12 protein-coding genes and 1 tRNA gene are annotated in these 15,334 nt (G+C 63.3%); 12 read left to right on the top strand and 1 reads right to left on the bottom strand.

Annotated elements, in window-relative coordinates; translation table 11 throughout:
• Positions 1-13 precede the first annotated feature (13 nt).
• The 12 genes from spoVG to AB1792_04805 all read left to right on the top strand — a co-directional run bounded on the left by spoVG (position 14) and on the right by AB1792_04805 (position 11,674).
• On the top strand, positions 14-361 hold the full coding sequence (gene spoVG, locus AB1792_04860; GenBank protein ID MEW5701541.1) for a septation regulator SpoVG: 348 nt from the start codon (positions 14-16) through the stop codon (positions 359-361).
• 77 nt (positions 362-438) lie between these two features.
• Positions 439-513, top strand: a tRNA-Gln gene (locus AB1792_04855).
• Between the two features lie 86 nt (positions 514-599).
• Positions 600-1,640, top strand: coding sequence for a ribose-phosphate pyrophosphokinase (locus tag AB1792_04850; protein MEW5701540.1), 1,041 nt, complete (start codon positions 600-602; stop codon positions 1,638-1,640).
• Positions 1,641-1,668: 28 nt separating this feature from the next.
• On the top strand, positions 1,669-2,385 hold the full coding sequence (locus tag AB1792_04845) for a 50S ribosomal protein L25 (GenBank protein ID MEW5701539.1): 717 nt from the start codon (positions 1,669-1,671) through the stop codon (positions 2,383-2,385).
• A 175-nt stretch (positions 2,386-2,560) separates the two neighbouring features.
• Positions 2,561-4,516 (top strand): sulfatase, encoded by a 1,956-nt coding sequence (locus tag AB1792_04840; protein ID MEW5701538.1) that lies wholly within the window; start codon positions 2,561-2,563, stop codon positions 4,514-4,516.
• Positions 4,517-4,611: 95 nt separating this feature from the next.
• A complete protein-coding gene (locus AB1792_04835; GenBank protein ID MEW5701537.1) occupies positions 4,612-5,730 on the top strand; it encodes a radical SAM protein in 1,119 nt (372 codons plus the stop codon).
• A 315-nt stretch (positions 5,731-6,045) separates the two neighbouring features.
• Complete coding sequence (gene lptB, locus AB1792_04830) at positions 6,046-6,795, top strand: LPS export ABC transporter ATP-binding protein (protein ID MEW5701536.1); 750 nt, start codon at positions 6,046-6,048, stop codon at positions 6,793-6,795.
• A 205-nt stretch (positions 6,796-7,000) separates the two neighbouring features.
• The gene (locus AB1792_04825) at positions 7,001-7,924 is read left to right on the top strand and encodes a hypothetical protein (GenBank protein MEW5701535.1); all 924 of its coding nucleotides are present in this window, start codon (positions 7,001-7,003) and stop codon (positions 7,922-7,924) included.
• Positions 7,921-8,949 (top strand): tRNA (adenosine(37)-N6)-threonylcarbamoyltransferase complex transferase subunit TsaD, encoded by a 1,029-nt coding sequence (gene tsaD / locus AB1792_04820; GenBank protein ID MEW5701534.1) that lies wholly within the window; start codon positions 7,921-7,923, stop codon positions 8,947-8,949. Before AB1792_04825 ends, tsaD begins: the two co-directional genes overlap by 4 nt.
• A 7-nt stretch (positions 8,950-8,956) precedes the next feature.
• The gene (nadC, locus tag AB1792_04815; protein ID MEW5701533.1) at positions 8,957-9,844 is read left to right on the top strand and encodes a carboxylating nicotinate-nucleotide diphosphorylase; all 888 of its coding nucleotides are present in this window, start codon (positions 8,957-8,959) and stop codon (positions 9,842-9,844) included.
• 16 nt (positions 9,845-9,860) lie between these two features.
• A complete protein-coding gene (locus AB1792_04810) occupies positions 9,861-10,838 on the top strand; it encodes a biotin--[acetyl-CoA-carboxylase] ligase (protein MEW5701532.1) in 978 nt (325 codons plus the stop codon).
• A gap of 110 nt (positions 10,839-10,948) precedes the next feature.
• On the top strand, positions 10,949-11,674 hold the full coding sequence (locus AB1792_04805) for a sulfite exporter TauE/SafE family protein (protein MEW5701531.1): 726 nt from the start codon (positions 10,949-10,951) through the stop codon (positions 11,672-11,674).
• 255 nt (positions 11,675-11,929) lie between these two features.
• Here AB1792_04805 and AB1792_04800 read toward each other — a convergent pair whose 3' ends face one another.
• The gene (locus tag AB1792_04800; GenBank protein MEW5701530.1) at positions 11,930-14,836 is read right to left on the bottom strand and encodes a S8 family serine peptidase; all 2,907 of its coding nucleotides are present in this window, start codon (positions 14,834-14,836) and stop codon (positions 11,930-11,932) included.
• Positions 14,837-15,334: the final 498 nt, after the last annotated feature.

Below are 15,334 nucleotides of genomic sequence, written 5' to 3'. Positions count from 1 at the left end.
CAAGGAGTAACCCGTGGAAATCACCGAAGTGCGCATCACCCTGCGGGACGAGGACAAGCTCAAAGCATTCGCCAATGTTACGTTCGACGAGGAGTTTGTCATTCGCGGGCTGAAGATCATCAACGGCAACAACGGGTACTTCGTCTCGATGCCGTCGCGCAAGCGCTCCGATGGGACCCATCAGGACATCTGCCATCCGATCAACAACAAGATGCGGCAGAAGATCGAAACCACGGTGCTGGCGGCCTATGAGCAGGAATTGAAAGATGCCGCCGCCGGAAAGCGGACAGCCGCCGACCCGCGCGATGACTATGATGCACAATCTCCCGACACCGGCGCAGGAGGTCCAACCGCCCCTTAGGCGCTCCGGCCGTGGCGATCTGCGGCCGTCGCCGGCCGTCACGGCGTCGGTGTCCAATCGGAGCCGTCCAAGATACATGGGGCGTCGTCAAGCGGTAAGACACGGGCCTTTGGAGCCCGCATTCCCAGGTTCGAATCCTGGCGCCCCAGCCATCCGCGGCCGCGCACTCGACGAACTGGCCGTTTAGGACACTCCCAATCACGACGATGACTCTCACCACTCTGCCCGATTGTCGACCATGGAACCCGAACTGAAGATCATAACCGGAAACGGGAACCGCCCCCTGGCGCAGAAGATCGCCGCCCAACTGGATCGCCGGCTCACCGCCTGCACGGTGACGCGGTTTTCCGACAACGAAGTCTTCGTGCAGATCGACGAGAACATCCGCGGCTCCGACCTGTTCATCGTGCAGTCGACCAACAGCCCCGCCGAAAACCTGATGGAGCTGCTGATGCTGATCGACTGCGCCCGTCGCGCCTCGGCCAAGCGGATCACGGCGGTCATTCCCTACTTCGGCTATGCGCGCGCCGACCGCAAGGACCAGCCCCGTGTCTCGATCACGGCGCGTCTGGTCGCCAACATGATCACCGTCGCCGGGGCCGACCGGGTGCTGACGATGGATCTTCATGCGTCGCAGATTCAGGGCTTCTTCGACATCCCCTCCGACCACCTCTATTCGGCGATTGTCTTCAATGACTATTTCCTCAAGCTCGGCATCAGCGATCCGGTGGTCGTCACTCCCGATGTCGGGTCGATCAAGATGGCGCGTGCCTTTGCCAAGACCCTCTCCTGCGGTCTGGCCATCATCGACAAGCGCCGCCCCGGCCCCAACCAGGCCGAGGTGCTCAACATCATCGGCACCATCGCCGGGAAAACGGTGATCCTCCGGGATGACATGGTCGACACGGCCGGGACATTGACCGAGGCCGCCAAGGCCGTGAAACAGGGGGGTGCGCATTGCATCTATGCCTGTTGCACGCATCCGGTTCTGTCGGGTCGGTCGTTGGAGCGGATCGCGGACTCGCCGATCGAGCGTCTCCTGGTCGCCGACACGATCGACCTGACGCAGCGGTCGCTGCCGCCGAATGTCGAAGTCATCTCCACGGCCCGTCTGTTCGCCGAGGCCATCGCCCGGATCACCCATGAGGAATCGGTATCGGCGCTGTTCCCCTCCGAGCCCAACGGGGCAGACGTTCATCGGGAACGGGGACGGCCGGACGATGCCCCCAAACAACCGGAATCGCCACGCGTAGGTACAAACGCCCCGACCGGGGCCTGACATCTGCAACCTGTGAGGAGCCCATCGTATGAAATCACTGCCGCTTTCCGCCCGTCCCCGTACTGCCGCAGGCAAGGGAGGGGCCCGTCAACTCCGCCTGGGCGGCCTGGTCCCGGCCATTCTCTATGGCGAGCACACAGCACCGGTGGCACTATCGGTCAACGCACGAGAGTTTGCCTCTGTGCTCAAGAAGTCCTCGTCAGAGCACGTGCTCGTTGATTTGAGCGTCCAGGGTTCTGATTCCGGCACGGAGTTGGCTCTGGTCAAGGACGTGCAGCACGATCCGATCACCGGCGGCGTTCTGCACGTCGATTTCCTCCACATTCTCCCCACCAAGAAGATCAGCGTCACGGTGCCCGTGCGCGTGCGCGGTGTCGCCGACGGCGTGAAGAACTTCGGCGGGATCCTGCAACACACGATGCGCGAGCTGGAAGTCGAGGCCCTGCCGGCGGACATCCCCGAGGTCATTGACGTCGACGTCTCGGCCCTCGGGATCGGCGATGCGATTCATGTGCGCGACATCTCGATTGAGCGCGTCGTGGTCGTCACCGGTCCTGAGCACACCATCGCCTCAGTCGTGCCGCCGACGGTGGTCAAGGAGGCCGTCCCGGTTGCCGAGGGTGCGGCCGCCGCTGAGGGTGCCGCCGGGGCGCCCGAAGTGATCGGCGAGAAGAAGGAAGAGGAAGAAGAAGCGGAAGAGGTAAAAGAGAAAGAGAAGGAGAAGGTAAAGGAGAAGAAGAAGTAGACAGACCGTGTCCCGCCGCCTGCTCTCCTAATCACTGCGCCCGAGGCGCCCCGTCGAGTACCGGGGTCTCTCGGGCGCCGCGCTATCGGGATCGATCCTCTTGCAAAGGCAACTCGGACCAGGGTGAGCCAGGCCCAAGCCGTACTGTCCCGTTCCGCCGTTGCTGTTCACCGCCATGACGATGCTGCTCAGCCCGCCCTCGCTGTATCTGGTCATTGACCTGGTCTTGGGACGTCTGTTCGACTTCAGCCGACTCCAAGCACTCTACTACCTTCTTTCTCTGTTGGCGTCGCTGGCCCTTTGGATTCTGGCGGCTGGAATCCTGGCTGGTCTGCGGCGGGGGCGCCCGCGGCTGGCATGGATGGTCACCATCCTGTTGGGCGCACTGTACGGCGTCAACCTGGTGTTGGTGTACGGGTATCGACTGATCGTCGGCGCGCTGCCCAACTACTATACATTCACGTTCCTCTTCGACGAGCCCCGGAATAGCTGGACGCTGTTTCTCGATTCGCTGCGCACGGGGCATGTCGCCGTGATGGTGCTCATGACCGGCCTGTGGATTCTGGCGTTGCGTCACGGGTCGCGTCACGGCGCGCGGGCGCCCGTCCGACGCACGCGTTCGCCATGGGGACTCGGGCTGGCCGCCACGGTGTTCGTGGTCATCCAACTCGTCTTGCACAACAACATCCGATTCGTCGATCAATCATACGTCGCCGACCTGACCACGACGACCGGCCTCTTGCGCAACGTCTCCACGCGTTTGAGTCGGCGACCGGTCGGCTTGGGAGGGCTGGGGGCACGGATTCCGACCCCGGTGCCTGATCTCCCGGAGAACGCTCCCGCCGGTGCGCACACAATCGACGGGCGTCCGGTCAACGTGCTGATCATCCTGACCGAGAGTCTGCGGGCCGACGAGTTGGGTCTCTACGGCCAGAGCCGGAGCACGTCGCCGTTTCTCGATTCTCTCGTGACCGCCGATGCGCAACACGTCGTGCGCTTTGCCCGTGCCTTTTCGCCGGCCTCCTCGACCTTCATCTCCCTGCCTTCGCTGATCACCGGTCTGGCACCGGTCATGCCGGCGCGTCTCTTGCACACACAGCCGGTCTTCTGGGAGTATTTCAAGGCGATGGGGAGACAGACCTTCTTCTTCACGTCGCAGAGCCACGAGTGGCGTCACCTGAAGGTATACTTCACCATCCCCGCCATCGACGATCTCTACAACATGGAGATTGCCGGGTTCAAGCGAATCAACGACATGGGGGTGGATGACCGCCATGTCGTCGACCACTTTCTCGGCTGGCTGGGCCACCGTGACACGGCCGTCGCCTTTGCCGGACTCTTGCAGTTCAATCAGACGCATTATCCCTTCTGGACACCGGAGGATGCGCGTCCCTTCGGAACCGACACTCCCCGTGACCGCTACGACAACGCGGTCCGCTACGACGATCGCCAAGTGGCGCGGATCATCCAGGGACTGACTGAACGCGGACTCCGGGATCGAACGCTGATTGTCCTCACGTCGGACCACGGCGAGGGATTCATGGAGCACGGGTTTCTCGGTCACTTGAGTGGCCTGTACCGGGAATGCCGGCAGATACCCATGCTCGTTTTCCTGCCGGCGCCACTCATCGGGGACACCGCGTGGTCCGGTCGACTCGCCGTTCTGACCGCCAACAGCGTGCGCAATGTCGCCAATCCCGACATCCTGCCGACACTCCTGGATTTTGCTGGTGTCTGGAATGATCCATCGCTCGACGGAGTACGCGACGGATTCTACGGCCAATCGCTGCTGCGACCCGTCGACCCAAACCGCCCGCTGATCGCCTCCAACAGCAATGAAACTTCGTCCGGTCACAGCAACCTGTCGCTCATCACCGGCGACTGGCACTATCTCTTGAATCTCCAGGGCGCAAAGGCCGGCACGGAGGAACTCTATCATTGGGCCGACGACCCGGGGGAAAAAATCAACCGCATCGACATCTTCCCACCGGAACTGCGGACCAGCATCTACGGTGCCTTTGCCCGGTATGAGCTGTGTCGGCGGATATTCCGCGGTTGCGGCATTCCCCTGGACACTGAGCCGACTGATTCTCCCGGGGTTGCGCGCGGGGCACGGGAGAATGCCTCTTGACACGCAAAAAAGGATCATAATACTCTTCGTTGCGGCCCGGCACGGTGCGCGGGGGGCGTGCGAGAATCCTGCCTCTTGATCGGCCGGTGCCGTCGATGCTAATTGGAACCGACCGAAACGGGCGCGCGGGGAACGGTGCGCGCCTCCCCCAAACCGACGACCGGATAGACGTGAAGCCGTCACGGACGACGACCCGCACCCGACCTTACACGGCCCGCGCCCTGGCGCGCGGCGTGCGTGGACTACTGGACCCCCACCGCCCGCTTCTGGCACAGGTCGTTGTGACGCGGCGCTGCAACCTCAGTTGCGGCTACTGCAACGAGTACGACAAGTTCTCGGCGCCGGTCGACACCGACGAATTGCTGCGGCGCATCGACCATCTGGCAGACCTGGGCACGACCGTCGTCACGCTGACCGGGGGAGAACCGCTGTTGCATCCCCAGTTGGATCGGCTGGTCGGCCACACCGTGTCCCGCCACATGTTCTGCACGTCAATCACCAACGGCTTCCTCTTGTCCCGCGAGTGGATCGAACGGCTCAACCGGGCTGGGCTCTATCTGCTGCAGGTCTCGGTCGATAACCTCGAACCGAATGAATCCTCCCAAAAGTCCCTGAACCTCCTCAAGAAGCGGCTGCCGCTTCTGAAGTCGCATGCGCGCTTCAAAGTGAACATCAACGCCGTTCTCGGTTCATCGCCGGTACGGGAGACAAGAGAGCTGGTCCGCCAGGTGCGCGAGCTGGGTTTCTACATGACAGTCGGGCTCCTGCATTCGAGTGATGGGATGCTCGACCGTGGGCTGCTGAAGCACGCCGATCTGCAGACTCTTTATCGTGAGATCAACGCCGACCGGCGCCGCACTGTGACGCATCACCTCGGCGAAGGGTGGGAACGTGAGATGATTCAGACCGGCGCCAGCGACTGGAAGTGTCGCGCCGGGGCCCGGTACCTCTACATCGATGAGGATGGGATTGTCTCGTACTGCAGCCAGCGTCGCGGTGAGCCCGGCATTCCGCTTCTGGCCTATGGTGTGAAACACATCCGTCACTTCTTCCGCGAGCGCAAGGGGTGTGAATCAGCCTGCACGATCGCGTGTGTGCGCCGCGCCTCCGCCATCGATCGCCTGCGTCACCAAGAACAGACCACACGTCCGAAGATGGCCCCGATCCCCGCGCCTGTGACGCCCGGTTGGTTGGCGCCAACCACGGCACCCTGAGTCGCCCCGGCGCGTTGCTTTCGATGTAGTCTGTCCGGCGTTCTGCCCTTGAGACTCCACAGGGTTGGGAGACCTACGGGACTTCCCTCACCCCATTGGGCCTGCGGTCCAAGCGACCTCTCCCGGAGGGAGAGGTAACTGATATGCCGGTCCGCCCGGCGCAATAACCTCTCCCTTTGGGAGAGGTCGCCCGCCGCAGGCGGGCGGGTGAGGGAATCCGCGAGCGGAATCGTCCTGATCACGCCAGGATGGACACCGCTCACGCCCGCCATCGTTCCCCTTGATCACAACCGCCTTCTCCCTGATCTTGCGACTATGGGCGCGACCGCAGAGACGGAAGCACTGCGCCTGCACACGGTCGACCTGGTCAAGTCGTACCGGCGGCGGCGTGTGGTCAATGGCGTGTCCGTGGCGATCGGCCCCGGCGAAGTGGTCGGTCTTTTGGGTCCGAACGGCGCCGGCAAGACCACGACCTTCTATTTGACGATCGGATTCATCAAGCCGGACGCCGGTGACGTGTACTTGGGGAGCCGGCCGATCACGATGCTGCCCATGTACCGTCGGGCGCGTCTGGGGATCGGCTATCTGCCGCAGGAACCATCGGTCTTTCGCAAGATGACGGTCGCCGACAACATCCTGGCGGTGCTGGAGGTGCAGGGCGTGCCGCGCGCCGAACGGCGGGCACGACTCGACGAACTGCTCACCGAGTTGAGCATCGCGCATGTCGCCCGCTCGCGAGGGTATCAACTGTCCGGCGGCGAGCGGCGGCGGGTCGAGATCGCCCGCGCCCTGGCCACGCGGCCGAAGTTCATGCTCCTGGATGAACCCTTCGCCGGCATCGATCCCATCGCGGTGGAGGACATTCAACGGATCGTCGCGCAACTCCGCTCCAAGGGTCTCGGCATCCTCATCACCGATCACAACGTACGGGAAACTCTGGCCATCACCGACCGTGCCTATATCATGTGCGACGGCGACATCCTGAAGGAAGGGACCTCGCAATTCCTGGCCGATGATCCCGAGGCACGCAAGATCTATCTGGGGGAGCGTTTCCGGTTGAACTGATGGGCTGCCCGCTACGACCATTCAACAAGATGGACACCCTCGGTCGATCGGGAGGACGAGGCTCCCGCGGAGCCGCGTACTATGCGGTCGGAGAGGACGGCTCGGCCCTCGCGCTTCGCTCAGGGTAAACAGGAGCCTCGCCCTCCCAAAATACTCGCTGCTCTGCTCATCGCGGATGATCACGAACAACCAATGGGCACACGACATGCGACTCCTCCACCTCATCTTCCGCCACACCGAGCTCAAGCTCATCGCCCTGGTTCTGGCCGGATTGCTCTGGTTGCATGTCGCCACGAACCAGATCTACGATGTCAATCTCGACTATTCGCTGCACTATCTGGATCTTCCCTCGTCGCTGTTACTGGCCGCCCCGCCGCCGGTCCGCGCGGTCGTGCATGTGCGCGGCACCGGCAAGGCGCTGCTGCGGCTCATGTGGCAGGACCGCCGCTGGCCGATCGATCTGTCCTACGCGTCTGCGGGGACCGTAACGGTCCGACTCGATCCCGAATTGGCGCCCAGGTACGGCTTGGCAGGCTTGGCGGTCACGGAACTTGTCGGCCCTGCGGAACTGGGGCTCTCGGTGGACTCAATCGGTCACAGGACCGTACCCATTCGGAGCGCCCTCGAGGTACATGCGGCGCCGGGATTCGTCGCGATGGGGCCGGTCATCCTGGCCCCGGACTCGGTCCGGCTTTCCGGGCCACGCGGGGAACTGACCGCCATCGAGCAGATCCGTACGCGATCCGTCGCCTTGGTGGACGTGAGGGACTCTCAGCGTGCCACGGTCGCCCTTGTCCCTCCTCCTGGGTACAATGTGACCATGGATCGGCAAGAGACGGAGTTCCTGCAGAGGATCGAGCCGTACGTCACACGCAAACTGGAATCTCTGAGCGTGCGGATCGTCGGGTTGCGAGATATGACGGCTCAATCGGACCCGGATCACGTGGCCGTGGAACTCGGTGGACCACAGTCGGCCATGGCCCAAGTGACGAATGACTCAGTGTGGGTCAATCTCATTATCAGCCGGAATGACACCACGGGCACGCGCCTACCGGTGACCGTCCGGGTCCACCCGCCGCTCGTTGTGGTGGCTGTTCACCCTGACACCGTCACCCTGCTCCGCCAATGACCGCCTCCCGTCCCATCCTGGGGATTGAGACCTCCTGTGATGAAACCGCCGCAGCGGTTGCGGCGGGCGACGGGCGCATTATGTCCAGCGTCGTGCATTCACAGACGATTCACGCCGACTACGGCGGCGTGGTGCCGGAGTTGGCCTCACGCGAGCATGCCGGTCGCCTTCCCATGATCGTCGACGCGGCCATGGGGGCCGCCGGAATCGGTTGGGACGATGTCGGCGCGATCGCCGTCACAGCCGGACCAGGATTGGTTGGATGCCTGTTGGTCGGCGTGGCGTATGCGCAGGCGGCCGCCAAGGTGCGCGGCATAGCACTGGTCCCCGTCAACCATCTCGAGGGCCATGCCCATACACCGGCGATGACCGATCCCGATGCTCCCTACCCTCACCTTGTCCTCATCGCCTCGGGTGGGCACTCCGCGCTGGTGATCGTTGAGGGTCCCGGTGTCTTCCGCCGCGTCGGCAGCACGCGCGATGATGCCGCGGGGGAAGCGCTCGACAAGGTCGGCAAGATTCTCGGTTTCGATTATCCCGCCGGTCCGCAGATCGACTGCGCGGCCGAGGGGGCTGATGATTCTGCCGTGGAATTCCCCAAGGCCAAATTCGCAGGTCAGGAATACGACTTCTCGTTCTCCGGCGTGAAGACCGCTGCGGCGCTGGATTGGGAGAAGCGGCTCTCGGGACAGAGGCCGGCGATTCGCCGCGCAGACTGGATCGCGTCGTTCGAACGGGCCGTCATTGAGGCGTTATGCGACAACCTGTTTCGTGCCGCCGACGACCACTCGGTCGGCACAGTAGGGCTGTCCGGAGGCGTGGCCTGCAATCGGCGACTCCGACGCCAAGTCGCGGCATGGGCCGATCGAACCGGTCGACGAGCCGTCGTGCCACCACCCAATCTGTGCGCCGACAACGCCGCGATGATCGCGGCGGTCGGCGCCTATCGGCGGACAGGCAACCGAGCGTCGCCCATCGTCGATGCCGTGCCCAACTGGGAATTGGGTGAACCCTTTTCGCAATGAGCTCAACATGAGACCGAAGACACCGCATCCGTTTGTCGTCCCGCCGGCCGCCTACACGCGGGACGTTCATGATCTCGTGCGCCGCGCCCTGGCAGAGGACATAGGGACCGGTGACATCACGACGAAGGCTCTCAAGCTCCCGCGTGAGCGGGTCGTGTCGCATCTGCAGGCACATGAAGACGGGGTGCTGGCCGGTGTTGATGCTTTTGAGGCCGCCTTTCGCCACTTGGATCCGCGTGTTGAGTTCTTCTGGTACTGGCCCGAGGGGCATGATTTCCAAGCCAGCGACATGGTCGTGAACGTGCGCGGGCAGGCGTCTGCGCTGCTTTCCGCCGAGCGCACGGCGATCAACTTCCTGGCCCATCTCTCCGGCGTGGCCACGGCGGCGCGACGGATGGTGGTACGCATTCCGCCGCGGACGGCGCGGCTTCTGGACACACGCAAGACGACTCCGGGTTGGCGTCTTCTGGAAAAGCATGCCGCCGCCGTCGGGGGGGCACTCAATCATCGCCTCGGGCTCTATGATGCCGCCATGATCAAAGGCAATCATGTCGTGGCTGCTCAGGGCCTGACCGTAGCGCTGAGTCGGGCACGCAAGACCCGCCGTCCGCTGATCTGCGAGGCGCACACTTACAAGCAGATCACAACCGCGCTCGACGCCGGCGTCACCTGGCTTCTCTTGGACAACTACACGCCCGCGCATCTGAAGGAGGCGGTACGGTTCATTCGCCGCTGGGAACGGGAGCACGGCACACGCATCACGTTGGAAGCATCCGGTAACGTGACCATGCGCAATGTCGCCGCCTTTGCCCGCACCGGTGTCGACTATATCTCCTCGGGCAGCATCACGCATTCGGCGCCGGCCATCGATTTCTCATTGACATGGTTCCGCTGATCCCCGCCGGCCGCTGATGGACCCGCTGCTGATCGACATGGTGGAACTGTTCCGCAGCAAACACCGCGGCGGGCTCACGCTGCCGCGTCTGGCGGACTCTCTTGGCATCTCGCGATCCCGGTTTGGTCGGGGCATCGAAGAACTGCGCCAACTGGGCTATGTGTTTCGGGAGATGCCGCAGGGCGAAATCACGCTTGTGTCGTCTCCCGACCGGATGATCGATACCGAGATCTGGTCCGGCCTCAAGACAAAAACCTTTGCCCGCCACCTGCATTGCTACCGGCGCATCGGCTCGACCAACGCGCGTGCCCAGGAACTGGCGGAGGCCGGTGCCCCGGAGGGGACCGTGGTTGTGGCCGAAGAACAGACCAAAGGACGGGGTCGGCTCGGACGCGGTTGGCACTCGGCGTCGGGCTTGGGGATCTGGTCATCCATCATTCTTCGTCCGATGCTCTCGCTGCGGCAGGCATCGGGGATTTCCCTTTTGGCGGCGCTCGCCTTCGCGGAGTCTGTGGAACACGAGCTGGGGCTGGTGGTCGGACTCAAATGGCCCAATGATGGCCTGATCGGCGGCATGAAAGTGTTCGGTGTGCTGACCGAGGTCTCCGCGGAAGTGGATCGGGTATACTATGCGGTCTGTGGCACCGGGATTAATGTCGCGCACCGTCGCGGCGATTTCCCGCCATCGCTGCGCGACACTGCCGGTTCGCTGGCAATGGCCAAGGGGGGACCGGTCGACCGTCTCGCGTTCTACCGCACCTTCCTGCATCGCTTCGAGACAGCATACCGCGGCTTTCGGCGTAATGGGATCGCGCCCTTCATGCCCGGCTATCGCGAGCGCTCGATTCTGCTGGGCCGGGAGGTCGTCGTGAAACAGGGAGACCGAACGATCAACGGCATCGCGTCGGAGGTCGATGATTCCGGCGCGCTGGTCGTCCGCGTCGGACGCCGTCGCGTGACGATCCACGCCGGGGAAGCAACGCTACGAATGTAGGGTGGGTGCTTGGCACCCACCAAGAGCCAATCGCGGACAGCGGGCTTTCAGCCCGCTGATGGGGGGTGCGGAGCACCCACCCTTAATCCACGAGACGACACCACATCCCCATGACCTCCGACATCAACCTGACCCTGCTTCTTGCCGGTGCCTTCCTGTCGGCCGTCATCTCCGCCGTCTGCGGCTTCGGAGGCGGGATTCTCTACCTGCCGCTGATGGTGGCAATCGTCGGTCCGCGCAGCGCCGTGCCGCTGATGGCGTTCGGGCTGATGATCTCGAACTTCACCCGATTCTGGCTGTTGCGTCGACACTGTGTTTGGCCGCTGACGTGGCGATACACGGCGGGAGCGGTTCCGGGCGCGCTGATCGGAGCGTTGGTCTTCGTGCAGATACCCACGCAACTGATCACCACGCTGATCGGCGTCTTCCTCATCGTCTCGGTCGTCATTTCCCGCTGGCAGTCCCACCGGCCGCTATTGACCCGGTGGACAATCTTCTATCCGCTGGGGGCCGTGGTCGGCTTCTTCTCGTCGATCTTCGGCGTCGTGGGACCGGCATCCATCCCGTTCTTCCTGGCCACCGGACTGCACAAGGAAGCCTTCGTGAGCACGGTCGCCTTCGGCGCTTTCGTCATGCACCTCACGGCCGTCGCAGCGTTCAGCCAGTTCCGACTCCTGAACGGACCGCTTCTGCAGACCGGTGTCTTCATCGGCCTCGCCATGATCGGCGGCACCTGGATCGGCAAGCAGATCCTGATGCGCGCGCAGCCCACAACCTTTCTCTTCGCCGTCGATGTGCTGCTGGTCGGGTTGGGAGTGTTCTTCCTGGTGCGGTGAATGACGTCGCAGGTGACATAGGGTCGGCTCCGCCCACCATCTCGCTCTTCCGATTCACGAGGGCCAGGGTCCGTGACACACCGTGGGCACGGCCCGCCGTGCCCCTACCAATCCTCTCATGTCGTTCGAAATTCCGGACTGGGGGCTTTCAGCCCCCTGACGGTGGGTGCAAAGCACCCACCCTACATTCCAAACAAAACGCCCCGCCACAATAGTGCAGCGGGGCGTCCAAGATCGAGCCGGGAAGCGAGACGGCTATTTCAGCAGCACCATCTTCTTGGTGTCGGTGAAGCCCTTCGCGATCAGGCGGTAGAAGTAGATCCCCGAGGCCAGAGATCCGCCGTAGTCATCGGTGCCGTCAAAGGCAACCGTGTGCGTGCCCTCGGGATAGTACGACGCCGCCAGGTGACGCACGGCGCGGCCCAGCAGGTCATACACCATGACCGCCACGTCACTCCCTTCAGCCAGCGTGAAGGAGATGTTGGTGCCGGCATTGAACGGGTTGGGATAGTTCTGCGCCAGCGCGAATCCGCTCGGCACCGGGTTCGATCCCAAAATCGGCTTGATCACGATCGGTCCCTCGGCCAGCGTGCCGCCCGAGCCGACACAGAAGTTGTCGAAGTCGGAGTTGGATTTGGTGAAGCCGCAACCGACGAGGCCACTGACCGCCGAGGAGAACTTGTATGACCCGAGCGTGGAACCGCCCACCGCCAGCGTGCAGTTGCCGTCCGCCGCCAGCGTTACCGTCACGTGGTACCATTGCGCGGTGTTGATCGTGGCATTGAAGGTCGCCCGCACGGTGTTCCTGCCGCGGGACCGTTCGTAGATCCGCCAGCGATTGTTGACATCATCCCCTTCGATGAAACGGTACGCCGTGCTGCTGGTGTAGGCAAAGATGATCCGTGCATTGCGCTGGCTGCGGCCGGTGTTCATCCGGACGTCGGCGTCGAGCGTCGCGGCCGCAAACGAGCCGAACGGCGACGTCGTCTGCGCATTCGTGGTGTTGGAGTTCCCTTTCATGTACCCACTGGTGGCCGTCCAGGTGCCGGTCTTGTTCAGCCAGTTGCTGATGTTGCCGTCGGCGAAATCATCACACTGCTGCGCCGGCGCCGAGACCGTAATGTATCCGGTCTTGGTCTCGCCGTCCGAGCCGCAACTATTGGACGCGGTCAGCGCCACCGTGTAGGTCCCCGCCGAGGTGTACACATGGGACGGATTCTGCGCGGTGGAAGTCCCGCCGTCGCCGAAGGTCCACGACCACGACGTCGGGGAATTCGTCGACAGGTCGGTGAAGTAGACCGTCAACGGCGCCTCCCCGGTCAAGGGCGACCCGACAAAGTCCGCCACCGGCGCGCTGCCCGTCGACACGACGATGTAGTTGGTCTTGATCTCGCTGTCGGAGCCCTGGGCATTGGTCGCGGTGAGCGTCACGGTAAACGAGCCCGAACCCGTGTACGTGTGTGACGGGTTCTGGAGTGTCGAGGTCCCGCCGTCGCCGAAGTCCCACGACCAAGAGGTCGGACCACCCGTTGACTGGTCGGTGAACTGAACAGCCAGAGGCGCGCAACCCGAGGTCGGCGAGCCGACGAACTGGGCCACCGGCGGCACCGGTCCGGCGCCCTGCACTGCGTTGTAGGCATTGATCCGTCCGGAGCCGAGCTTGCCCGCGTATGATGGATTCAGAGCATCAATATTGTCTGTGGTGGCCACGATGCGATCAAACACCTGCTGCCGGGTGTACGACGGGAACGCCGAGCGGATCAGCGCGCAGACGCCCGCTGCATACGGTGTGGCCATCGAGGTCCCATCCATCGCGGCGATGTAGTCGTTGGTGGCGTCGGCATGATAGTGGAAGAGACTGATGATCGCCACGCCGGGGGCCGAGACATCGACCCAGGTCCCGTAGGTGGAGAAGCTCGCCTTCTTGTCGAGCGAGTCGGTCGCGGCGACATTGAGCACGGTCGTCAGCCCGCCCAGGTAGTCCGCGGTCTGGTTGTTGCTGTTCCCGGCGGCGTGGACGACCAGCCCGTCGGCGTTCTGGAAGTAGGTGATCGCCGCGTCAATGCCGCCGCTGTTGGACGATCCCCACGAACAACTGGCAATGCGCGCCCCCTTGTCCGCGGCATAGTAGAAGGCGGAGGCGGCGAAATCCATGCGGACATAGCCGACTTCCTGACCCAGGTAAGACCCCGACCAACCGATCCGGCAGGCCATCACTTTGACACCGTTGCCATAGGTGCCGGCACCGGCGGCATAGCCGCCCGCCATCCCGGCGACGCCGGAGGCGTTGTTGGTGATCGCGGCGGCGATACCGGCGCAGTGCGTGCCGTGGCCGTTGAAGTCACGCGGATCGTTGTCGGTGGTATTGCAGTCCTCGCCCGACCAGCACGGCGTGGCGCCGTTGACGAAGTCGTAGCCGACCCAGTCATCCACGTAGCCGTTGCCGTCGTCATCGACACCGGCCGAACCGTTCTTTTCGGCCCAGTTGATCCAACTGTTGCCGTTAACCGCCCCCGTCGGGTTGGAATACGACCCGTTCGGACCGCCCAGGTCTTTGTGGAAGTAGCGAATCCCGGTGTCGAGTATGGCGAGGATGACCGTCGAATCACCCGTCTCCAAGTCCCAGGCCTCCGGAGCGTCCACATCATGGTCACCGGCGTTGTTCATCCCCCATTGATAGTAGGGAGGAAAGATCGTCGGATCGTCATAGTAGGGATCGCTCGGAGTGGCGTAGACCGGATGGATGCCGATCGCCTCGACGTGGTCGACCAACGGGCTCTGCGCGTACATCTGCATCGCCGCATCCAGCGATTGCCCGGCGCCGACCTTCACCCGATGATAGCCGTTGAGTTCGGTGATTCCCCGCGCTGCGGCCCGCGGAAACAGCGGCTCGACCTTCTGGACGCCAAAGGCCGCGGCGAGATTCGCCAATTCACTGCGCGCGGTGCCCGAGAGTTTTCCCAACGCCCCCGTCGAGAAGCTGGTCAGTTCCCCCAGGTTCGCCGATGGCTTGAACCGGACGATGAACTCGTCCGGAACCAGCTGGACGTTGTTCGGAACGATGACGAGTGGCCTCTGCAGGACATTGTCGGCGACGACAGGTACCGCGACGGCCACGGTGAGGGCGAAGCCCGCCAAAAACAGTACCCAGACCCGTTTCATTCCTCCTCCTTAAGTAGAGGTTTGAGTGTGATACAACGACAGGTATGACACTACGAGCGTCTCTGCCACCAGGTATTCAGACTTGCTTAAGTCGTCCAACGAAACGAACGGAAATGATGGTAGACACCCTCACCCCAGCCCTCTCCCTACAAGGGAGAGGGGATCAGATTTTTCCCCTCTCCCCCTTGGGGAGTGGGAAGGGTGAGGGGTCGCGACCAGTGCATGACACATGCCGAAGCCCCGACGCACTTTGCGCGTCTCATTCTGTTAGAGGCTCCTGGAACTCCCGACCCATTTTCCCAATCGAATGCACGCGGCTCAGTCAGCCCACGAAGTCAATCACCCGCCCATTATCTGGAGATTTTCGGTCGGCTTTCCGAGTGTGAGGAACGTTGCCGAGCCAGCCTGTTGACCTTGACCCAACCACACAGAGAGATTCTACTGACTCTTAACTGGGCCCTGCGAGCCTGGGGGTGGTGTCCGCCCGGATCGGCCGTC

This window comes from Candidatus Zixiibacteriota bacterium (genome assembly GCA_040752595.1).
GTDB lineage: Bacteria > Zixibacteria > MSB-5A5 > WJJR01 > WJJR01 > JACQFV01.
Note: the sequence above shows the minus strand (reverse complement) of the source record. Positions and strands in the feature narration are given on the sequence as shown.